This window comes from Streptomyces sp. Ag109_O5-10 (assembly GCF_900105755.1).
In the GTDB taxonomy this organism is placed as follows: Bacteria; Actinomycetota; Actinomycetes; order Streptomycetales; family Streptomycetaceae; genus Streptomyces.
The window spans coordinates 495,189-516,529 of sequence record NZ_FNTQ01000001.1; the positions used below are offsets into that span (position 1 = coordinate 495,189).

Genomic DNA, 21,341 nt, shown 5'->3' on the forward strand with positions numbered 1-21,341 from the left:
GCTGCGGGTGCGTGGGGGCTGGTCGACCGGTTCCCTGCGCCCCCGGCGGGGTTCGCCTTGCGCTTCTTGCGAGGATGAGGGCGTGTCGCAGAGATCTTTTGGCAGCCCTCTGATCGGGCGGGACGACGAACTGGGCCGAATCGCCCGGGTACTGGACCGCGCCCGGGACGGTAGCGGGCAGGCCCTCCTTGTCGCCGGTGACGCGGGGGTCGGGAAGACCCGGCTGCTGGACGAGGTCGCGGCCCGGGCGGCCGGTGCCGGGGCCACCGTCGTGGTCGGGCACTGCGTCGATCTCGGGGACGTGGGGCTGCCGTATCTGCCGTTCACCGAGGTCCTCGGGGTGCTGGCGGGGGACGAGCGGTTCGGCGCGGTACTCGCCGCGCATCCTGTGGTGGACCGGCTCCTCGGGGCCGGGCCGGACTCCTCCCGCGACGCGGATGCGCGGCTCAGGCTCTTCGAGGGCGTCGCCGCGCTGTTCGCGGATCTCGCCGCGAGGGCGCCGCTGCTGCTGGTCCTGGAGGATCTGCACTGGGCCGACCAGTCGTCGCGCGACCTGCTGCGGTTCCTGCTGAGCCGGGGGGTGCTCCCCCGGCGGTTCGCCGTGCTGGCCTCCTATCGGGCCGACGATCTGCACCGGCGGCATCCGCTGCGTCCGCTGCTCGCCGAACTGGTGCGGCTGCCGGGTGTGGAGCGGCTCGAGGTGCGGCGGCTGGCCGATGCCGAGGTGGCGCGGCTGGTGCGGGCCCTGGAGGAGCGGCCGCTGTCCGAGGCGACGGTGCGGGACATCGTCGAGCGGGCGGAGGGCAACGCCTTCTACACGGAGGAGCTGGTGGCCGCCGCCGACACGGACGGGATGCCCACCGGGCTCGCCGACCTGCTACTCATCCGGGTCGAACAGCTGTCGGAGACGGCCCAGCAGGTGCTGCGGACGGCCGCGGTGGCCGGGCGCCGGGTGGGGCACGATCTGCTGCGGGACGTGGTCGGGCTGCCGGAGGAGGAGCTGGAGTCGGCGTTGCGGGAGGCCGTGGGGCGGCAGTTGTTCGTCGCCGGGGACGGGGACACGTACGCCTTCCGGCACGCCCTCGCGCGCGAGGCCGTGTACGGCGACCTGCTGCCCGGGCAGCGGGCGCGGCTGCACGGCACGTACGCGAGGCTGCTCGCCGCGCGCGGGGGCGGGGCGGAGACGGCGGCCGAGCGGGCGCACCACTACCGGGAGAGCCACGATCTGCCCGGGGCACTGGCCGCGTCGCTGGAGGCCGCGGACCACGCCCGGCGGGTGGGTGCCCCGGCGGAGGAGCTGCGGCAGCTGGAGACGGCCCTGGACCTGTGGCCGGCCGTGCCCTGCCAGGCACGGCCCTCGGGTGAGGGGCTGGACCCGGTGTCCTTGACGCTGCGGGCGTCGGCGGCGGCAGCGCACTCCGGCGACGCGCACCGGGCGGTGTCCCTGACCCGGGCCGCGCTGGCCGGCACCGGGCAGGACGCGGATCCGGAACTCGCGGCCCGCGTGCGGTACACCCTCGCGGAGAACCTCATGACCGTCGACAACCTCGCCGCCGCGTTCGCCTACAGCAGCGAGGCGCTCGCGATGATCCCCGCCGAACCGCCGTCCCGGACCTGGGTGTGGGCCGCGGCCACCCATGTCATGGCGGCCCGCCAGATCGGCGACGACGACACGGCGTTGCGGGTCGCGCGGCAGGCCCTGGAGGTCGCCGAGCGGATCGGCGCCACCGCCGCCCGGGCCGATCTGCTGATCTCCCTGGCCCGGCTGGAGGGCGGTGGCCGGCGCACCGCGGAGGGGCGGGAGCGGCTCCGGGAGGCGCGGGAGCTCGCCAGGTCGGCCGGGGACACGCCGGTGGAGATGCGGGCGCTGTTCAGCCTGGCCATCGGCTGCTTCGAGTCGGGCGAGCTGCGGGAGTGCCTGCCGTGGATCACCGAGGGGCTCGACCGGGCCCGGCGTGCGGGGCTGTTGTCCTCGCCGTACGCCCTGGAGATGCGGTATCTGCGGCTGCTGGTGCTCTACACGCTGGGGCAGTGGGACGAGTGTGTGCGGGTGGCCCGCGCTGATCCGGCGCCCGGTTTCGCCGAGGGGCCCGTGCTGTACATCGCGCTGGCCCGGGGCGAGCCGGACGTCGTGGAGCGGGCGCGGGCGCTGCTCGGCGAGCCGTTCGACTGGATGGGCACGTTCATCGGGGGCATCGTGCTGACCGACGCGGCCGCGTTGCGGGGTGATGCGGAGGAGGCCGTGGCCAGGGCGCGGGATGCGGTCGCGGTGCTCTCCGACGAGATGGGGCGGGCGCCGCACGTGACGGTCCGGCTCGCCACGCTCGCGCTGGCCGCGGTCGCGGACCGGGCGGCGGCCGAACGGCGCGGCGGTGGGAGCGCCGGCCGCTGGACCGGGGTCGCCGGTGAACTGCTGGAGCTGGCGCGGGCGACGGCCGCGGGGCAGGGTCCGGAGGGGCAGGCCTGGCTGGCGCGTGCCGAGGCCGAGTGGACCCGGGCCGGGTCCGGGCCGGACATCGCGGCCTGGGAGAAGGCGGCGGCCGCGTTCACGGACGGCGACGTGTACGAGACGGCCCGGGTACGGCTGCGGTACGCCGAGGCGCTGGCGGCCGACGGCCGGCGCACGGAGGCCGGGGAGCAGGCACGGTCGGTCCGGGAGACGGCGGCGGCCCTGCGCGCCGCGCCGCTGCTGCAGCGTGCGGAGGCGCTGCTGCGCCGGTCGGCGGCGGAGGGCTCGGCCTCGCCGCTGACCGCTCGCGAGCAGGACGTGCTGCGGCTGCTGGCACTGGGCCGCAGCAACCGGCAGATCGGCGAGGAGCTGTTCATCACCGGCAAGACGGCCAGCGTGCACGTCTCCAACATCCTCGCCAAGCTGGGCGCGGCGAGCCGTACGGAGGCGGTGGCGATCGCCTACCGGGAACGCCTGATCACCCCCGAGCCGACGGCCCGGGGGTGACCGGACGGGGGGCCGCCGGTTTCAGTGGTCGCAGTCGAGGCTCGCCAGGTCGACGGAGTCGGCCATGGCCTGCATGCCCTTGTCGTCGGGGTGGAGGTGGTCCCCGCTGTCCAGGAACGGCAGCAGCCGCGCCTGGTCGTAGGGGCTGCGCAGGATCCGGTCGAAGTCGGCGACGGCGTCGAACGCGCCGCTGGTGCGGATGTACTGGTTGACCTGCCGGCGTACCGCCTCGCCCGCCTGGTCCCACTCCGGCCAGCCCTCGAACGGGCCGACGGTCGAGGCGACCACGCACTTCCCGGCCGCGTGCGCCCGCCGGACGATCTCCCGGTAGCCGGCGATGAGGCCGGCCGCGGTGACCCCGGTGTGGGCCTTGATGTCGTTGACCCCTTCGAAGAGGAAGACGGTCCGCAGGCCCGGCTGGCTGAGGACGTCGCGGTCCAGCCGGTTCAGGGCGGCCTGGCCGGCGCCGTCGGCGAGCACCATGTTGCCGGAGATCCCCTCGTCGGCCACGCCCTTGATCTCGGTGCCGGCCTTCTGGAGGCGGCGGGCGAGGTAGTCGGGCCAGCGCCGGTTCTGGTCGCCGGTGGACGCCCAGCCGTCGGTGATGGAGTCGCCGAGCGCCGCCACCGCCCCGGTGTCCCGGTTCCTCGGCCGGACCGCGACCGAGTCCAGGTACCACCAGGAGTCGGTGGTGTCGGTCCAGTCGGCGGCGCTCTCCTCGGTGGTGTGGTCGCCCTGGGTGACGTAGGAGGTCTGCATGGCCATGCCGTGGCCGGTGGCGGGGCCGGCCGCGTCGGGGCTGTGCAGGCTGACGACCAGGTTGCTCGCGGCGGGCAGGGTGCCGGGCAGCGGGTCGCTCCACGCGGTGGCGCCGGCCGGCACGGTGACCGTGCGGGCGCCGTGGAAGGTCAGCCGCCTGTTGCTGCCCGGCTCGAGGGCGGCGCCCGCGCGCTGGATCCCGGCGTAGACGCTGTCCAGGGTCAGGGGCCGGTCGCCGAAGGCGTTGGAGACGCGGACCCGCAGGCCGGTGCCGGCGGCGCTGGTGTGCACGACCAGCCGGTAGCCGCGGTCGGGGGTGCCCTGTCCCATCCCGTCGGCGCTCGCCCCCCAGGTGACGATGTCCGGCCGGACGGAGGCCGCCTGGACGGCGGCCCCCTGGGCGGGCACGGTCGGGCCGGGGCCGGTGGCGGTGGCTCCGGCGGACCCGGTCTGGCAGACGGCCCCGACCATCAGTAAGGCGGCCAGGCGGCCGCCGGCCCGTGCGAGCCCGCCGGTCACCGCACCAGGTCCCTCAGCGTGACGGACTGGCCGGGCTTCAGCGTCACCGTCCGGGACGTCCCGCCGTAGGCGACCGTCGTGGTGCGGCCGCCCACGCTGCGGATCCGGGCCCGGGTCGGCTTGCCGTCCCGCCAGTCCAGGTCCACCACGAAGCCGCCGCGGGCGCCCGCCCCGGTGATCGAACCGGCGGCCGCCCAGGCGTCGGGCAGCGCGGGCAGCAGTTCCAGGTGACCCGGCCGCGAGTACAGCAGCATCTCCGCGATGGCGGCCGGCGTGCCGAAGTTGGCCTCGATCTGGAAGATGCCCCGTCCTTCCTCGACCTGGTAGATGTCGAAGAGGTTCGGCGACGTGCCGTTGCTGCCGTTGCCGGAAGGCCGCAGGTTGCGGACGACGAGCTGGTAGGCCTTGTCGGCGTCCTTCAGCCGGGACCAGCACAGCGAGCGCCAGGCGTTGGCCCAGCCGAAGCTGTCCATGCCGCGTGCGGTGAGCAGTGCGGTGGCGCCCTTGACGATGTCGGCGGGGGTCGAGCCGTCGGGGCGGATCCGGTCGCCGGGGAAGAGGTTGATCAGCGGCGAGAGGTGGCGGTGGGTGGTCTCGCCGAGGTTGTCCGGGGACATCCACTCCTCCAGCCAGCCGGTCTTGGGGCTCACCACCGGCAGGTAGAGGCGGTCGCGGAGTGCGCCGATGGTGCCCGCGTATCCAGCATCCCTCTTCAGCTCGGCGGCCGCAGTCCGGAAGTTCCCGAACAGCATCCACACCTGTTCCTGAGCGTAGGTGATGCCCTTGGCGTCCAGCGGCCCCTGCTCCGGTGACCAGTCGCTGTCGGCGATCAGCACCTCCTTCCCGTCGTCCAGGGTAGTGGTGAGCAGCCGCGCCTCCCAGAACTCGCAGGCGCCCTTGAGGAGGGGGTAGATCTTCTCCAGGTGGGCGCGGGACTGCGTGAACTCGTAGTGCTCCCAGAGGCTCTGGCACAGCCAGGCGTTGCCCGCCGGGTGCCACCACCAGCCGCCTCCGCCGTAGGGGTTGGTGGAGATGGCGACGGTCCAGCCGGCGACCTTGCCGCTGGAGTTGCGGTAGCGGTTGCGGGAGTCCTGGAAGAGGCGCCGGGTGAGGTCGGTCCAGGACGGGAGCTGGTCGACGCAGTAGTCGGTGTAGGCGTCGAAGCACTGGGACAGGCCCAGCCGGTCGGACATCCAGTAGTTCATCTGGATGTTGATGTCGGTGTGGTAGTCGCCCATCCAGTCCGGGTCGTTGCCGTCCAGCCAGATGCCCTGCAGGCCCATCGGCAGGCTGTCGCGCGATCCGGCGATCATCAGGTACCGGCCGAACTGGGCGTAGGCGGCCTCCAGTTCCGGGTCGGGGTCGCCGGTGTCGGCGCGCGCCTGGATGCGCGCCCAGGTGTCGAGCTCCCGCTGCCCGGCCGTCGAGGTGCCGAGCGAGAGGTCGAACTGCCCGAACAGCGCCCGGTGGTCGGCGGCGTGGGTGCGCAGCAGCGAGTCCGCCGAGTGCCGGGCGGCCGCCGCGACCTTGGTGCGGGCCAGCGCCACCGGGTTCACGGAGGGGTCGCGGTAGTGGGCGGTGGCGTCCGGTGCGTAGTCGGTGCCGCCGCTGAGGACGACGGTCAGTTCGCGGCAGTCGGTGAAGGTGATGTGCGACCCGTTCACCCGCACGCTGCCGCCGCTGCCGTACGCCTTGACGGCGGCCCCGTACCTCAGTCCGTTGGCGAAGGACCCGGCGAAGGACTCGGCCGTGCCGCCGGTCTCCCCGTGGGTGCCTTCCAGCGTGATGGTGCCGGTGTAGCGCCCGCCGCCGTCCTGGCCGAAGTGCAGCACGATCACGTCGTCCGGGCGGCTGGCGAAGATCTGCCGCCGGTACGTCACTCCGGAGCGGACGTAGGAGGCCGACACCACGCCGTTGTCGAGGTCGAGGGTGCGGCGGTAGCCGGAGACGGCGCCCAGGTCGTGGTCGGGTATCTCGACGGTGAGCCGGGCGAGGAGGGTGAGGGAGCCGAAGTCGGCGCGGCCGTAGGGGAACTGGCCGTCGGAGTCGAGGGTGTCGTTCAGCCCGCCGGTCCACAGCGTGGCGTCGGTGACCAGCAGGAGCTCACGGCCGGAGTCGTTGCCGGCGAGAGCACCTAGCCGGCCGTTTCCGACGGGCAGGCCCTGCGTGATCATCGAACTGTCGTCGGCGGGCGCCTGCCACCAGAGCTGGTGACGAGGAGAGGCGAGCGGCGCGGTGGACCGCTCCGGGGCGGCGGAGGCGGTGAAGGCGGGGAGCCCGGCGAGGGCTCCGGTGGCGGCGGCGAGGGCGAGGAAGCTGCGGCGGCTGGGGTGGTTGTCCATGGGGTTCCAATCCGACGTCCGAAGAGAAGCGCCCCGTCAGGGGCGCGGGGAACCGCGCGGCCGGCCCCCACCGGCCCGCAGTTCCCGACGGCGCACGTACCGAGGTGACCTACCGAGGCGACTTGGGAACGTCGATCCGGTCGATGTCCGGCGCGTACCCCGACCCGCTGTCGAAGCTGATGGTGTTCGCCCCGGCCTTCAGCGTCACCGGCACGCTCACGCTCGCCACCGTCCCCCAGTCGCCGGTGGACGGGAACTTGTGACTGGTGCCGCCCCCGGCGTTGGCCGAGACGGTGGCCGGCCGGGAGTCACCGCTGACGTAGGCGACCTTCACCAGATACGTACCGGCCTTGTCGACCACCACGTTGTTGAAGGTCAGCTTGCCGCCGAGATAGAGGTTGCCGACCTTCTTCGCGCCGGAGCACGCGTCGCACCCTGCGACGGACGCGTTGCCGCTCAGCGTGTTGCCGCTCGCCTCGGCCTCGTAGCCGGTGGAGGCGAGCGCGCTGCCCTTCGGCGTCACGGTGAACAGGCGCGAGCCGTGCGCGGGCAGCGCCTCGGTGATCTTGTTCTGGAAGCTGCCGAGGTCCTCGTGGTTCCACAGGTCCCGCACCGACGCCTTGCCGGTGAAGCCGAGCGCCGTCCAGTCGGCGGTGACCGCGGCGGGCGAGGCCGCGAGGTTGAAGAGGGCGACCGTGTACGTGCCGTCGGCGTTCTTCGCGGCCCAGACCTGCTGCGGGTCGGATGCGGTGACCGGGCGGGCCGGCGGGTTGTCGCTCTGGTCGACGCCGATGACCTCGCTGTTGGTCAGCAGGGAGAGGCCGTAGTCGTCGAGCTTGGTGATGTCGTCGCCGGTGAACAGGGGTGACTTGGCGATGGCCCACAGGGTGGCGTAGCTCTGCCGTTCGGCCTTGGTGAGGCCGTCCATCGCGCCGTTGCCGACGTCGAGGGAGTCGAGGTCGTTCCAGCCGCCGGGGCCCGCCTTGCCGGTCCAGGCGGGGGTGTCGTCCCAACGGTCGTCGACGGAGTTCTCCCAGCTGACCAGGGTGTTGCAGTAGCACTCGACGTCGGTGTCGATGCGCCAGCCGTTGGTGTACTTCTGCCAGTCGGCGGCGTGCCCGTAGTCCAGGGACCAGGAGGCCTCGAGGTGGATCGGGCGGCCGGTGGCGGCGATCGCCTGGTGCCAGGCGGCGACGTCGGCGACGTTGTCGTACTGGTCGCCGCTCTTGCCGGAGCCGGGGCCGACACCGTCGAGCTTGAGGAAGTCGTAGCCCCAGCCGGCGAGCAACTGGGCCTGGGAGTCTATGTACTTCTGCGCGCACGGCTTGTCGAAGTCGAGCTTGTACGAGCTGTCCCAGCCGTTGGTGGTGCGCAGGTCGGGATAGACGATGTCGGCGGTGGTGCAGCCCTCGGCGTTCCAGATCGGCGTCCTGCCCTCGCCGTACGCGCCCTTCTCCAGGCCGACCGGGAGGTAGATGCCGGCCTTGAGGCCCTTGGCGTGGATGTGGTCGGCGACGGCCTTCATGCCGCTGGGGAAGCGGGCGGGGTCGGCCTTCTGGCGGCCGTACTGGTCGTAGCCCTGCTTCCAGGTCCAGTCCATCCACCAGCCGGCGTCGATGTTGACGTAGTCGTAGCCGTACTTCTTGAGCTTGCTCGCCAGGGCGTCGGTCTGCTTGAGGACGTTGGCCTCGGTGAGGTAGCTGTAGTCGCCCTGGTCGTTGAGGCCGGGGTACTTGGACGACTGCATGCTCCAGCTGGACCAGCCCATGTAGGGCTTGGCGGCGATCGGGGCGGGGGTCTGGGCCTCGGCGGCGGGCACGGCGGCGGCGAAGGCCGCGGTGAGCGCCAGTACGAGGACGGCTCTCAGCCCGCGTGCGGGCAGGTGGGGGTACGTCGGTGACCTCATGGACCCTGCTTCCTGGGTTCGGGATCGTGGGCGGCTCAGCCCTGGGGAGTGGGGGTGACGAAGGAGTGGATCGCGGTGGCCGCGGCCCCGCGCGCCCACTCCTCGAAGGGGAGCGGGCGGGTCTGGACGTCGCATCGCGCGGCGGAGCCGAAGGCGGCCGCGGTGAAGGCGTCACGGATGTGCCCGGCGAACAGGTCGTGGGCGGCCAGGCCCTCGCCGGAGATGATCACGCGCTCGGGGCCGAACAGGTTCGCCACGGTCGCGATGCCCCGGCCGATGGCCTCGCCGGCCCTGGCGTACGCCTCCCGCGCCCCGGCCACGCCCGCGTGGGCGAGGGCGGCGGCCTCGGCCGGGCCGGCGACCTGGCGTCCCGTCACCTGCCGGACACGGGCGACGATCGCGGCGTCTCCCGCGATCGCCTCCACGCAGCCTCGGTTGCCGCAGTGACAGAGCGGTCCGGCCGGGTCGACGGCCACGTGCCCGATCTCGCCGGCCACGCCGTGGGCACCGGCCACCAGCCGGCCGTGGACCACCAGGCCGCAGCCGATGCCCGCCCCGACGGTGACCACGGCGAAGTCCGAGAGCCCGACGCCGGCGCCGAACCACTGCTCGGCGACGGTGAGCGCCCGCACGTCGTTCTCGACGACCACCGGCAACCCCGTGGTCAGGCCCGCGAGTTCGGCGAGGGGTACGCCGCGCCAGTCGAGGAACGGCGAGTAGCGGGCGACCCCTTCGGCCCGGTCCACGTCCCCCGAGACCGCGATCCCCAGGCCGAGGACCGGCGCGCCGAAGTCCTCGGCCTCGACGCGCAGTTCGTGGGTGAGTTCGGCGATCGAGGTGAGGACGGCCCGCACCGCGCGGTCGGTGACCGGCAGCCGCCGGGCCAGCCGGATCCGGCAGCACAGGTCGGTCAGGACGGCGATGACCGCGTCGCCTGTCACCTTGACGCCGATGAACAGGGCGCGCCCGCCGTCGACCCGTACCAGGTTCGCGGGCCGTCCGAGGGCGGGCCTGTCCCCGTCGCCGGCGTCCTCGGCCAGGTATCCGGCCGCGAGCAGCGGCCGGACCGCCTTGGTCACGGCGGCCGGGGACAGCCCGGATCGGCGGGCCGCCTCCAGCCGGGTGAGGGGGCCGTGGGACAGGACCGTGGTGAAGATCTGCGAGGCGGCCGGCGTGGACACCGGAAACGTTTCGCCACGGGTGGTCGAGCGCATGGCCGGGAACCTATGGCCCTTAATTTCCGCTGTCAATAAAAGAAACAGGAATCACCTCAAGATTCTCTGTGTGGCTGTTGAGACCTTCGAATGAGGGGCGGGGCACGGCCGTTGCCCGCCGGATCATGCGGGTGTCACCCTCGCGAGGTCGAGCAGCAGGGCCTGTCCGGGGTTGAGGTTCGGCAGCGGCAGTCCCGCGACCGTGAGGACGGAACCGGGCAGGGTCAGCCGGCCGTCGAGGGCCGCCACCAGCCAGGCGGGCCCCGCCACCTGGTGGAAGGACGGCAGGCCCAGCTCGGTGCGCACCCGTACCCGGTAGGTCTCCCCCGGAGCGAGGCCGGGCAGCCGTACGCGCCCGTACTGGCCCTCGGGCGAGGTCGCGAGCCGCGCCCAGCAGTAGAGGGCGGCCGAACCGTCGTAGGCCACGATCCCGTGCAGCAGCGTCGCGTCGTCGGCGAGGTCGGCGCGGACCGTGCGGCCGCCGTGCAGCAGCGGGCGCAGCTCGCGGTGGAGCGCGGTCCAGGCGGTGAGGCGGGCGAGTTCCTCCGGTGAACTGCGGGTGAGGTCCTGTTCGATGCCGGCGTGCCCGAACAGCGCGGTGGCCAGCCGCAGCGGGTCGGAGCCGATCCGCTCGGTGGTGTGGCTGGTGCGCGGGCCGACGTGGGTGCCGACGAGTTCGGGGGGCAGCAGCTGCCCGGTCCAGCGCTGGACGGCCTGGCGTTCCACGGGGTCGTTGCAGTCCGAGGGCCAGACCCGGTCGGTCCGCTCCAGGATGCCGAGGTCGATCCGGCCGCCGCCGGCGGCGCAGCTCTCGATCTCCAGCGCGGGGTGCCGTTCCCGGAGGGCGTCGACCAGCCGGTAGAGGGCGATCACCTGGGCGTGTGCCACGGGACGCTCGGCGGTGCCGTGCACGCTCTCGTGGAGTTCGCGGTTGTGGTCCCACTTGAGGTAGGCGATGCCGTACTTCTCCACCAGACCGTCCAGCGAGTCCAGCAGGTACTGCCAGGCGTCGGGGTTGGACAGGTCCAGTACGTGCTGGTGGCGGGCGGCGGGGCCGACCCCGCGGGCCGGGCCGAGTACCCAGTCGGGGTGCTCGCGGGCCAGGTCGGAGTCGAGGTTGACCATCTCCGGCTCCACCCACAGCCCGAACTCCATGCCGAGCGAGCGCACATGGTCCACCAGCGGGGTCAGCCCCTCCGGCCAGACCACGGGGTCGACGGTCCAGTCACCGAGCCCGGCGTGGTCCGAACGGCGGCCCCGGAACCAGCCGTCGTCCAGCACGAACCGTTCGACGCCGACCTCGGCGGCCTTGTCGGCCAGCCGCAGCAGCCGGTCCAGGTCGTGGTCGAAGTAGACCGCCTCCCAGCTGTTGAGGATCACCGGGCGGGGCCCGCGTGGATGGGCGGGGCGGGCCCGCAGCAGGGTGTGGAAACGGTCGGCGAGACCGTCCAGCCCCTGGTCGGACCAGGCGAAGTGACAGACCGGGGCGGTGTACGTGTCGCCGGGGGCGAGCCGGATCTCCCCCGCCCGCAGGAGTTCGCCGCCGCCGAGCACCCCGGCGTGGGTGCCCGCGCCCTCCGGCAACTGCTCGGCCAGATACCGCTGGTCGCCGCTCCAGGCCACGTGCACGGCCCAGACCTCACCGGTACCGAAGCCGAACCCGGGCACGCCGACCGCCATCAGGTACGGCGAGTCCAGGCCGGGCTTGCCGCGCCGGACCTCCCGGCTGTGCGTGCCGAAGCCCAGCGGCCGCCGCTGGGGGGAGCGCTCCCGGCTCCACTTGCCGGTGAAGTCGAGGATCTCCGCGGCCCGCCGGGGCAGCGGCAGCAGGGTCGTGACCTGCGCCAGGTCGTACGGCTCCGGGCCGGCGTCCGGGCGGCGGGCGAGCGTGGTGCGCACCCCGAGCACGCCCGAGGGCTCCAGCCGGTAGGTGACAGTGGCGTCGAGTCCGGCGCCGGGGTCGGTGAGGTGCAGGGACAGCTCCCCGCCCGCCGCCCCGGGGTGGTACGAGCTGCCGGCCAGGGTCAGCCGGGGCGCGGCGAAGGCGCCGGCGAGATGGCCCTCGTGGGCCGGGGTGCCGGACCAGCCGTCGGCCTCGGTGGGCCAGACGGTGAACCGGCGGGGGATGTCGATGGAGTTGTTGAGCACGGCGGGTTCACCGGTCAGCACGAGCGCGGCCAGGGCGTCCTGCGACAGGTCGCCGAGGTCGGCCCCCCAGTGCAGGACCCTGGGCACCGGTTCCGTGAGCTCCACGACGAGGGCGGTGCCCGCCGCGCGCAGGATGTGGATCCGCGCCGTGCTGTCCGACATGCAGAGTCCTTTCGGGTCACCCGGCCGCCGGACGGGCCCGGTCCAGGCGGGCCCGTCCGGCGGCCGGACGGGGGTTGGGCGGGGGCAGGGTCACTTCTTGGCGAGCAGAGCCTTGCTCTGGTTCTGCATGTCCGTGAAGACGGAGTCGTTCTTCTGGCCGGCGAAGTAGGCCTGGAACAGCGGCTGGAACGCGTCCTGGAGGGCGGCACCGTTGCCGTAGACCGGGGACGGGTAGAGGACCTTGTCCTTGATCATGTCAGTGAAGACGGACAGGTCCACGCCCGTCTTGGCCAGCGCCTTGGCCGAGGCGTCCATGGACGCCGGGATCGACGGGAAGAAGGTACCGGTCAGGGAGGCCTTCGACTGGCAGGCCTCGCTGCCCATGTACGAGACCCACTTCCAGGCCAGGTCGGGGTTCTTGGTGCCGGCCCAGATGTTGTTCCCGTTGGAGTTGCTCAGCACGGACCTGGTCTTGCCGTCGGGGCCGTAGGGCGTGGGGGCGATCCCGACCTTGACGCCGGGGATCTTCACGAAGGTCGAGGCCTCCCACGAACCGCCGGTCTCCATGGCGACCTTGCCGGAGGAGAGCAGGTCGACGTCGCTGACGCTGTCGTTGAACTGCCCGATCTTCGGCGCGTAGCCCTGGTCGGTCAGGGAGCGGATCCAGTCCATGGTCTTCACGAACCGCGGGTCGGCGTAGTTGAACACCGTCGGCCAGGTGGTCTTGTCACCGAGCCGCCACCCCGTGGTGCTGACCAGCGGGTTCCAGGTGAACTGGCCGATGAAGTCCTTCGACGCGACCTCCCCGTAGCCGTAGGTCCTGATGTGGGACTTGTCGAAGCCCTTCTGGTCACCGCGGCGTCCCTTGGTGTCGATCGTCAGGTGGGCGATCATCTTGCCCAGTGTGCCGCCGTCGTCCGGGTTCCAGTTCAGCGACTTGACGTCCTGGTCGGTGTACCCGGCCTTCTTGACGGCGTCCTCGTTGAAGTAGACGCCGGACGCCGCCCAGTCCAGCGGCAGGGCGTACTGCTTGCCGTCGGTGTACTTCCAGGCGTCCACGCCGACGGAGAACCGGGACAGGTCGAACTTGTCCTTGGCGATGTAGTCGTCCATCGCGAGGAGCTGGTGCTGGGAGGCGTACGCCTGGAAGAACTGGACGCTGTTCTGGAAGGCGTCGGGCGCGTTGCCGGCCACGAACCCGGCGGTCAGCTTGGTGAAGTAGTCGTTGACGTTGTACTGGGTGATCTTCACCTTGGTGCCGGGGTTGGCCTTCTCGAAGTCCGTGGCACACACCTTGTACGCGGCGGCCTGCTTGTCGTCCCAGGTCCACCAGTTGACGGTCTTGGAGCCGCCGGCGGAGGACGAGCCGTTCGAGCAGGCGGAGAGCACGGCGGCCAGGGTGAGCGTGGCGCCCAGCGCGACCGTCCTGCGAACTCTCGTGTTTCTTCTCATCGTTCCTTCTTTCGGGAGGACGCGGTGGGTGCTGGGGACGACAGCACCGCGGGGTGGGACGACGTCTTGAGGAGCGCGCCGAACGCGCCGAGGGCGACGGCCAGGTCGTCGGGTCCGCCGGCGTCGTGGCCGTTGAACTCCCACAGCCGCAGCTCCTTGGGGCCGGCGTAGGCGTGGTAGGCGGCGATCGCGGTGACCGGCGGGCACACCTCGTCGCGCAGCCCGGCGGAGAACCAGGCCGGGGCGCTCGCGCGGCGGGCGAAGGCGAGGCCGTCGAAGTAGCCGAGGGTTTCGAAGGTCTGCTCCACCCGGTCCCGGCGGGCGGCCAGGTAGCCGATGATCTCGGCATAGGGCTCGGCGGAGGTGAGCCGGGTGGCCTGCCGGATGTCGCAGAGGAACGGCGCCTGGAAGTGGGCGGCGGCCAGTCCGGGTACGAGTCCGGCCACCGCGAGGGCGATGCCGCCGCCCTGGCTGGGGCCGACGACGGCGACCCGGTCCGCGTCGACGAGGTCGGTGCGGGCGCGCAGGGCGTCGACGGCGCGGACGGCGTCGGTGAACACCCGGCGGTAGACGTAGGTGTCCTTGTCCTCGATGCCGCGGGTGAGGAAGCCGGGGTGGGCGGGGCCGCTGCCGACCGGGTCGGGGGTCGCTCCCCCGCCGGCCCAGGCGCCGCCCTGGCCGCGGGCGTCGACCAGCAGGTGGGCGTAGCCGGCGGACGCCCACAGCAGGTCGTCGAGGGGGGTGCCGCGCCCGCTGCCGTAGCCGTGGAACTGGACGACCGCGGGCAGCGGTCCGCGGCGGTGGCGGGGCATCCGCAGCCAGGCGCGGACCGGATGGCCGCCGAAGCCGGGCAGTTCGGCGTCGAAGACGTCGACCGTCTCCAGGCCGGCGGGGACCTCGGTGAGTTCCAGGACGGGCTCCCGCTCGGCGCGGGTCTCGGCGAGGGTGCCCTTCCAGAAGGTGTCGAAGTCCTCCGGTTCGCGGTAGGCGCTGCGGTAGGCGAAGAGCTCGGGGACGTCCTGTTCGGTCAGCACGGCACCGGCTCCCCTCGGGGGCGGAGGGTGGCGTCCAGTTCGATCTGGTGCCCGGTCGGGAGCCGCAGTGCGGTCTCGTCGTCCCGGTGCCGGATCCGCACGATCTCGGCGGCGTCACCGGTGACCCGGCGCACGGTGGCGCCGGTCAGCGCGCCGTCGGTCCAGGCGAAGTCGACGGCGAGGCCGCCGCGGCAGCGCAGGTCGCGGGCCTCGCCGTCGGCCCACTGCGCGGGCAGGGCGGGCAGCAGGTGGAGGGTGCCGGTGTGGCTCTGCAGCACCATCTCGGCGATGGCGGCCATGAGTCCGTAGTTGCCGTCGATCTGGAACGGCGGGTGGGTGGAGAAGAGGTTGGGCAGCAGGCCGCCCCACCGGGAGCCGTCCACGGGGGCGTCCACCGCGCAGTCGCCGTCGAGCGGGCGGGCGGCTTCGAGGAACAGCGAGCGGGCGGTCGCGGCGTCGCGCAGCCAGGCCCGCAGGACGATCTTCCACGACCACGACCAGCCCATGGCGCCGGGGCCGCGGCGGTCCATCGACGCGCGTGCCGCGGCGGCGAGTTCGGGGGCCGTGTCCGGGTCGACCAGGCCGAGCGGGTGGACGGCGATCAGGTGCGAGAGGTGACGGTGGTGCGGGTCGGCCTCGGTGTGGTCCTCGGCCCACTCCTGGAGCCGGCCCCCGGCCGAGACCTGCAGCGGGCGCAGCCGGGGCAGCGCGGCGCGTATCTCACTGGTCAGCGGGGTGTCCAGGCCCAGCAGGCCGGCCGCCTCGAGGGTCCGTTCGAGGGTGGCCCGGATCAGCGCGAGGTCCATGGTGGCGGACCGGGTCAGGGACCTCGGGGCGCCGTCGGCCAGGAAGAGGTTCTCCGGGGAGGTGGACGGCAGGGTGTCCAGGTGCCCGGTGCCGTCGTCGACGAGCCAGTCGAGGAGGAACTCGGCGCATCCGCTGAGCAGCGGCCAGGCCCGCTCGCGCAGGAACCCGAGGTCGCGGGTGAAGTCGTAGTGGTCCCACAGGTGCTGGGACAGCCAGGCGCCGCCCATCATCCACAGCGCCCAGGAGGGGTTGCCGTGTCCCATGCCGACCGGCAGCGCCCAGCCCCACGGGTCGGTGTTGTGGTGCGCGACCCAGCCGCGCGCTCCGTACAACTGCCGGGCCACCTGTGCGCCTTGGGCGGCCATCCGGTCGAGCAGGTCGAACAGCGGCTCGTGGCAGGAACTGAGGCCGACGGTCTCCGCGCCCCAGTAGTTCATCTGGGTGTTGATGTTGATCGTGTAGTTGGACGACCAGGCGGGGCGCAGGTCGGCGTTCCAGATGCCCTGGAGGTTGGCCGGCGGGCCGGTGTGCGGGCGGGAGGCGGTGGCCAGCAGGTGCCGGCCGAGCTGGAACAGCACGGTGGCGGTGAGGAGTTCGTCGCCGCCGCCGAGGATGTCGCGGGCGACGTCGTAGGTGCCGGAGCGGCGTGGGCCGATGCGCAGGCCGGTGGCGCCGAGCAGGGCGCGTACGTCGGCCTCGTGGTCCTTGAGGAGCTGGTCGGCGCCCTGGGCGGCGGCGCGCGCGGCGACGGCCCCGGCCGTGGCCAGGTGGGCGGCGCGGTCGGCGGCCGGGGTCCCGTGCCAGTGCCGTTCGGCGGCGGTGGAGCTGGCGAGGGTGAGCAGGACGTGGGTGGCGCCGGTGACGAACAGGCCGCCCGCGTCGTCCGGGGTCGTGGTGCCGTCGGTGTGCAAAGTGAGGGCGAGGGCGCCGAAGGGGTCGTAGCCGTCGACGGGGCCGTCCGCGTAGGACAGCGGCTCGACGACCTCGGGTTCGTGGGCGGGGGCGCCGTCCACCGGTATCTCGATGCCGAGGGTGATGCCGTCGGCGGCGACCGTGCGCCGCACCTCGCGCAGCGGGGTGGACAACTCGACGGACAGGTCCACGGTGCCGCCGGCCGCGTCCAGCGTCGTGCACAGGGTGCCGGTGACGGCGTCGGCCCAGACCCTGCGCCGGACGGCGGTGCCGTCGAGGCCGAAGCCGTCCTCGGCCACCGCGGTGTCCAGGTCGAGCGTCCTGCCGTGGTACGCGGCCCGCTCGCCGCCCGCCACGGTCAGGTACAGGTCCGCGTACGGGAGGTACTCCTGGGTGTAGGGGCCCTCGAAGGTCATGAGCAGGGACTCGGCCGTGTCCTGGTCGCCGGCGCGGAGCGCGGCGCGGACCTCTTCTAGCCGCTGCGGGCCGGCTCCCTGGGCGCGGAGCACGGCGAGGGCGGCGGCCGGTCCGCCCGGGGTGCCGGACCAGACGGTGGAGTCGTTGATCTGGATCCGGGACCGGGCGGCGCCGCCGAAGACCATCGCGCCGATCCTGCCGTTGCCGACGGGAGCGGCCTCGGTCCAGTCGGCCGCGGGCGCGGGCCAGCTCAGCACCAGGTCGCTGGAGTGCATGACGGTGTCGTCCAATCGCGGTGTTCGGGCGGTCACTTGAGGCCGGAGAAGCCGATGGAGTTGACGATGCGCTTGCCGAAGGCGACGAACAGCAGCAGCATCGGCAGGGCCGCGACCAGGGCGGCGGCCATCAGGCCCGCCCAGTCGGGGGCGGCCTGCGGCGAGGACTGCTTGAAGACGCCGAGCGCGAGGGTCAGCGGCTGCACGTCCTGGCTGTTGGTGATCAGCAGCGGCCAGAAGTAGTCGTTCCAGGCGTTGACGAACATCAGCAGCGAGACGGTCGCGATCGGAGCGGACGACATCGGCAGGATGATCCGGAAGAAGATCCGCAGCGGGCCCGCCCCGTCGAGGATGGCGGCCTCCTCGATCTCGGTGCTCAGGCCCAGCATGAACTGCCGCAGGAAGAACAGCGTGAACGCCTGGAAGAGCGCTCCGGGCAGGATCAGGCCGGCGAAGGTGTTGGTCAGTCCGAGGTCTTTGACGAAGACGAAGTTGGGCAGCAGCGTGAAGACGCTGGGCACCATCAGCGCGGTGATCAGGATGTTGAAGACCAGGTTGCGGCCGCGCCAGTGCAGCCGGGAGAACGCGTAGGCGCCGGCCGCGGAGAAGAGCACGATCAGCACCGTCTGCACGGACGCGTAGATCAGCGAGTTGCGCAGGTAGAGCGCGATGTCGATGGCGGCGCCCGAGCCGCCCTGGGCCTGTGCTTCGGCGGTGGAGGCGATGCCGAGGACGCGTTCGAAGGCGCCCCAGGTGAAGCCGACCGGCAGCGGCGAGGAGGGGTGCGTCGCCAGCTTGTAGTTGTTGGACAGCGCGGTGCGCAGGATCCAGTAGAACGGGAAGAGCGTGACGAGGACGACGATGCCCAGGTAGGTCCAGGCGACGATCCGGCCGGGCGAGAGGCGGCGCGGGGCCTTCGGGGCCCGGGGCCGTGCGGTGGCCGTCCGGCCGGGGGCGAGGGTGACTGCCATGACGGGCTCCTTCAGCTCAGGTCGGATTCGCTCGCGCGGGCGAGCCGCAGCTGGGTGAAGGTCACCGTGATGAGCAGGGCGAACAGGGCCAGCGAGAGGGTGGCGGCGTAGCCGAAGTCGAACTGCCGGAACGCCTTGCTGTAGATGTACATCTGGAGGACGTTCGAGGCGTTGGCCGGGCCGCCCTGGGTGGTGACCTGCACGATGTCGAACACCTGGAAGGAGTTGATCACCGTGAGGACGACGACCATGACCAGGATCGGCCGCAGCAGCGGCACGGTCAGCCGGCGGAACATCTGCACTTCACTGGCGCCGTCGACGCGGCCGGCCTCGTAGATGGTGGCCGGGATGGTCTGCAGTCCGGCGAAGATCAGCAGGGAGTAGTAGCCCATCCACTTCCAGATGCTGATCGCGGCGAGGGACGGAATGGCCCAGCCGCTGCTGCCGAAGAAGAGGATGGAGTGTCCCGTCAGGTGCTGCAGGACGAGGCTGATGACACCGAGGGACGGGTCGAGCATCCACTGCCAGACCAGGGCGGCGATGACGTTGGAGATCAGGAACGGCAGCAGGATGACGCCGCGCAGCGTCGACGACTTGGTCACCCGGTGCAGCACCACCGCCGTCACCAGGGAGGCCAGGGTGCCGAAGACGACGGCCAGGATCACGAAGTAGACGGTGACGAGCAGCGAGTGCCAGAAGACGTCGTCGCCGAACATCTCGTGGAAGTTGGCCAGTCCCACCCAGTTCGGCGGGGTGAGGACGTGGAAGTCGGTGAAGCTCAGGTAGATGCCGCGCAGGGTCGGATAGGCGTAGAAGATCGCGAACCCGACGACGGATGGGATGATCAGCAGGAGGGCGACCGGCAGGTCGCGGCGGCGGGCCGCCGCGGACCTGGTCGGTGTGGAGCGGCCCGGCCTGCGGGGCGTACGGGTCCTGTGGACGTGCGGGGCCGGGCCGGAGACGGTGGCCGTGGTGGTCACCGCGGCTGACGGCGGTGCGGCCGGCCGCTCGGGCTTGCCCTGTGATGTGACCACCACGGCACTCTCCTCGGATGTCAGGCAGGTGGAACGTCGGTAGGGGGCGGGATCGGACGGAGCGTCAGAGGACGATCCGGTCCACGTCGGAGGCGTAGTCCGAGGCGTTGCCGAAGGTGATCGTGTTGTCGCCGGCCTTCAGCTGGACGGGCACGGTGACGGAGTTCGGCCGGCCCCAGTTGTTGTCGTTGCCGCCGGGCAGGAACTGCTGGAAGGAGGTGCCACCGGCGGTGATGATCATCGTGCGGCCGGTGGAGCCGTCGGTGTAGTCCAGCTTCATCAGGTAGGTGCCGTCCCGGGGCGCGGTCACGTGGTTGACCGCCACGGTTCCGGTGCCACCGAGGTTGCCGACCTTCTTCCCGCCCGAGCACGCGGAGCAGTCGTTGACGGAGGCGTTGCCGGTGAGCGTGTTCGCGGAGGCCTCGGCCTCGTAGGCGACCGGTCCGCCGGCCGCGGGTGTGGTGACGGGAACCGCCTTGCTCGCCGGGGACTTGCGGCCCTTGGCGTCATGGGCGACCACGGTGAAGGAGTAGCCGGTGCCGGCCTTGAGACCGCTCACGGTGGCGGAGGTACCGGTGACGGTGGCCGCCTTGCTGCCGTTCGCGTAGACGTCGTAACCGGTGGCCTTCGTACCGGTGTTCACCTTGCTCCAGGCGAGCGAGACGCTGTCGGCGGCGGACGCGGTGCCGTGCACGTTCAGCGGGACGCCGGGGCGGGTGCCGGTGGCGGCGGGCGTGACGCGCAGCAGGCGCGAGCCGTGGGGGGCCAGGTTGGCGGTGAACCTGCGGCTGACCGAGCCGAGGTTCCTGTGGCTCCACAGGTCGCGGATCCTGGCCTTGCCGCTGATGCCGAGGTCGCTGAAGTCGGCGGTCACGTCGGAGTAGCCCTTGCCCAGGTTGAACAGGGCGACGGTGTAGCTGCCGTCCGCGTTGCGGGTGTACCAGGTCTGCTGCGGGGTCCGCTGGCTGACCGGCCGGGCGGGGGTGCCTGCCTGGTCGACGGCGATGACCTCGTCGTTGGTGAGCAGCTTCAGGCCGTACTTGTCGAGCTTGGTGAGGTCGTCACCGATGTACAGCGGCGCGGCCTCGATGGCCCACAGGGTCATGTAGCTCTGGCGCTCGGTGTGGTTGATGCCGTCCATGACGTCGGAGCCCACGTCGAGCGAGTCGAGGTTGTTCCAGTGGCCCGGCCCGGCGTCGTCGATCCACGGCACGACGTCGTTCCAGCGTGCCTTCACGGAGTTGTTCCACGTGACCAGCGTGTCGCAGTAGCACTCGACGTCCGTGTCGATGCGCCAGCCGTTGGAGTTGGCCTTCCAGACGTCGGCCTGGTTGTGGCTGAGCGACCAGGACAGCACGAACTCGATGGGGCGGCCGGTGTTCTTCAGCGCCGTGTGCCAGGCCTGGATGTCGGGGACGTTGTTGTGCGCGTCGTCGCCCTGGTTGGAGCCGGGACCCACTCCGTCGATCTTGAGGAAGTCCACGCCCCAGGAGGCGAGCTGGTCGGCCTCGGACTGGATGTACTTGGTGGTGCAGGGGCTGGAGAAGTCGAGCTGGTAGGAGACGTCGTCCCAGCCGCTGGTCTTGCGCAGGTCCGGGTAGACGATGTCCTTGGTGGTGCAGCCCGGGGCGTTGTAGATGGGCGTCTTGCCGTCGTTGTAGGCCTGCTGGTAGAGGCCGACCGCCAGGTAGAGGCCGAACTTCAGGCCTCTGCTGTGGAGTTGGTTCGCAAGGTACTTCATGCCGTGCGGGAACTTGGTCAGGTTCGGGGTCGGCCGCGCGTAGGCGTCGCCCTTGGGGTCGTTCCAGCCGGCGTCGACGTTGACGTGGTCGTAGCCGTGGGACTTCAGCTTCGAGGACAGCACGCGGGCCTGCTGGAGGACGTGCGACTCGGTGAGCCAGTCACCGCCGTAGCCGCCGAAGTTGGTGGATTCGACGCTCCAGGTGCTGTAGCCCATGTACGGCTTGGCGGCCACGGCGGGCGTGGCCGTGGCGCCGGACGCCGCGGCCCCCGAGGCGTCCGCGGCGGTCGCGGCCCGCGCCGAGGCGGGCACGACGAGTGCCGCCAGGAGCGCGGAGAGGCAGGTGATGGTTCTCAGACGTGCGGGCAGAGCTGGACGAGCCATGGATGTACTCCGTCTGGGCGCGGCTGCAGGCGGGCTTCCGCCTGAGATGTGGTGGTGCGGGGAGCCTCTCGGTGCGGTCGTCCCGGGACTTCACCGAGGGGTTCGCTGGGACCAACGGGCATGTGGGTGGGGGCCACGCTCCTCACCGGCGCCTGACCGTCCCGTCCGCCCCGACGAGGAGTGCGGCGAATGTAGGCGTAGTTTCCTTCCAACGTCAACATAGTCGGCGGGGCAGAGAACTCCGACCTTTAGGGCAACTGCGCCCGGGTTTCAGCCAGCAACCCGCTTACGACCTGCGGGTTTTCAGC

General features: G+C 72.1%; 12 protein-coding genes. 1 reads left to right on the forward strand and 11 read right to left on the reverse strand.

Annotation, left to right across the window (positions count from 1 at the left end; translation table 11 throughout):
- Positions 1-82: 82 nt before the first annotated feature.
- Positions 83-2,956 carry a helix-turn-helix transcriptional regulator gene (locus BLW82_RS02490; RefSeq protein ID WP_093497244.1) on the forward strand — a complete coding sequence of 958 codons (2,874 nt, stop codon included), beginning with the start codon at positions 83-85 and terminating at the stop codon, positions 2,954-2,956.
- Between the two features lie 21 nt (positions 2,957-2,977).
- Here the strand turns inward: BLW82_RS02490 and BLW82_RS02495 are convergent, their stop codons facing one another.
- From BLW82_RS02495 to BLW82_RS02545, 11 genes are all read right to left on the reverse strand, one after another.
- Positions 2,978-4,186 carry an SGNH/GDSL hydrolase family protein gene (locus BLW82_RS02495; RefSeq protein ID WP_093507807.1) on the reverse strand — a complete coding sequence of 403 codons (1,209 nt, stop codon included), beginning with the start codon at positions 4,184-4,186 and terminating at the stop codon, positions 2,978-2,980.
- Between the two features lie 44 nt (positions 4,187-4,230).
- On the reverse strand, positions 4,231-6,576 hold the full coding sequence (locus BLW82_RS02500) for a glycosyl hydrolase family 95 catalytic domain-containing protein (protein WP_093497245.1): 2,346 nt from the start codon (positions 6,574-6,576) through the stop codon (positions 4,231-4,233).
- A gap of 109 nt (positions 6,577-6,685) precedes the next feature.
- Positions 6,686-8,482, reverse strand: coding sequence for an alpha-galactosidase D (locus tag BLW82_RS02505; RefSeq protein WP_093497246.1), 1,797 nt, complete (start codon positions 8,480-8,482; stop codon positions 6,686-6,688).
- A gap of 35 nt (positions 8,483-8,517) precedes the next feature.
- Positions 8,518-9,696: an ROK family transcriptional regulator gene (locus BLW82_RS02510; RefSeq protein ID WP_093497247.1), complete on the reverse strand. Its 1,179-nt coding sequence runs from the start codon at positions 9,694-9,696 to the stop codon at positions 8,518-8,520.
- Positions 9,697-9,819: 123 nt separating this feature from the next.
- Positions 9,820-12,006, reverse strand: coding sequence for an alpha-galactosidase (locus tag BLW82_RS02515; RefSeq protein WP_093497248.1), 2,187 nt, complete (start codon positions 12,004-12,006; stop codon positions 9,820-9,822).
- A gap of 90 nt (positions 12,007-12,096) precedes the next feature.
- A complete protein-coding gene (locus BLW82_RS02520) occupies positions 12,097-13,458 on the reverse strand; it encodes an ABC transporter substrate-binding protein (RefSeq protein WP_093497249.1) in 1,362 nt (453 codons plus the stop codon).
- On the reverse strand, positions 13,455-14,492 hold the full coding sequence (locus BLW82_RS02525; RefSeq protein ID WP_093497250.1) for an acetylxylan esterase: 1,038 nt from the start codon (positions 14,490-14,492) through the stop codon (positions 13,455-13,457). The genes BLW82_RS02520 and BLW82_RS02525 overlap by 4 nt, the downstream gene beginning before the upstream one ends.
- Entirely contained in the window at positions 14,486-16,903 is a 2,418-nt protein-coding gene (locus BLW82_RS02530) for a glycosyl hydrolase family 95 catalytic domain-containing protein (RefSeq protein WP_093507808.1), read from the reverse strand. Before BLW82_RS02530 ends, BLW82_RS02525 begins: the two co-directional genes overlap by 7 nt.
- Positions 16,904-16,935: 32 nt before the next feature.
- On the reverse strand, positions 16,936-17,874 hold the full coding sequence (locus BLW82_RS02535; RefSeq protein ID WP_093497251.1) for a carbohydrate ABC transporter permease: 939 nt from the start codon (positions 17,872-17,874) through the stop codon (positions 16,936-16,938).
- A gap of 11 nt (positions 17,875-17,885) precedes the next feature.
- Positions 17,886-18,911: a carbohydrate ABC transporter permease gene (locus BLW82_RS02540; RefSeq protein ID WP_093497252.1), complete on the reverse strand. Its 1,026-nt coding sequence runs from the start codon at positions 18,909-18,911 to the stop codon at positions 17,886-17,888.
- 61 nt (positions 18,912-18,972) lie between these two features.
- Entirely contained in the window at positions 18,973-21,033 is a 2,061-nt protein-coding gene (locus BLW82_RS02545; protein WP_256215605.1) for a fibronectin type III domain-containing protein, read from the reverse strand.
- Positions 21,034-21,341: the final 308 nt, after the last annotated feature.

Excerpts from the sequence above, each read along its gene's own strand:
- BLW82_RS02495 (WP_093507807.1), bottom strand. The coding sequence starts at position 4,186 with ATGGTCGGGGCCGTCTGCCAGACCGGGTCCGCCGGAGCCACCGCCACC.
- BLW82_RS02500 (WP_093497245.1), bottom strand. The coding sequence starts at position 6,576 with ATGGACAACCACCCCAGCCGCCGCAGCTTCCTCGCCCTCGCCGCCGCC.
- BLW82_RS02505 (WP_093497246.1), bottom strand. The coding sequence starts at position 8,482 with ATGAGGTCACCGACGTACCCCCACCTGCCCGCACGCGGGCTGAGAGCC.
- BLW82_RS02510 (WP_093497247.1), bottom strand. The coding sequence starts at position 9,696 with ATGCGCTCGACCACCCGTGGCGAAACGTTTCCGGTGTCCACGCCGGCC.
- BLW82_RS02515 (WP_093497248.1), bottom strand. The coding sequence starts at position 12,006 with ATGTCGGACAGCACGGCGCGGATCCACATCCTGCGCGCGGCGGGCACC.
- BLW82_RS02520 (WP_093497249.1), bottom strand. The coding sequence starts at position 13,458 with ATGAGAAGAAACACGAGAGTTCGCAGGACGGTCGCGCTGGGCGCCACG.
- BLW82_RS02530 (WP_093507808.1), bottom strand. The coding sequence starts at position 16,903 with ATGCACTCCAGCGACCTGGTGCTGAGCTGGCCCGCGCCCGCGGCCGAC.
- BLW82_RS02535 (WP_093497251.1), bottom strand. The coding sequence starts at position 17,874 with ATGGCAGTCACCCTCGCCCCCGGCCGGACGGCCACCGCACGGCCCCGG.
- BLW82_RS02545 (WP_256215605.1), bottom strand. The coding sequence starts at position 21,033 with ATGGCTCGTCCAGCTCTGCCCGCACGTCTGAGAACCATCACCTGCCTC.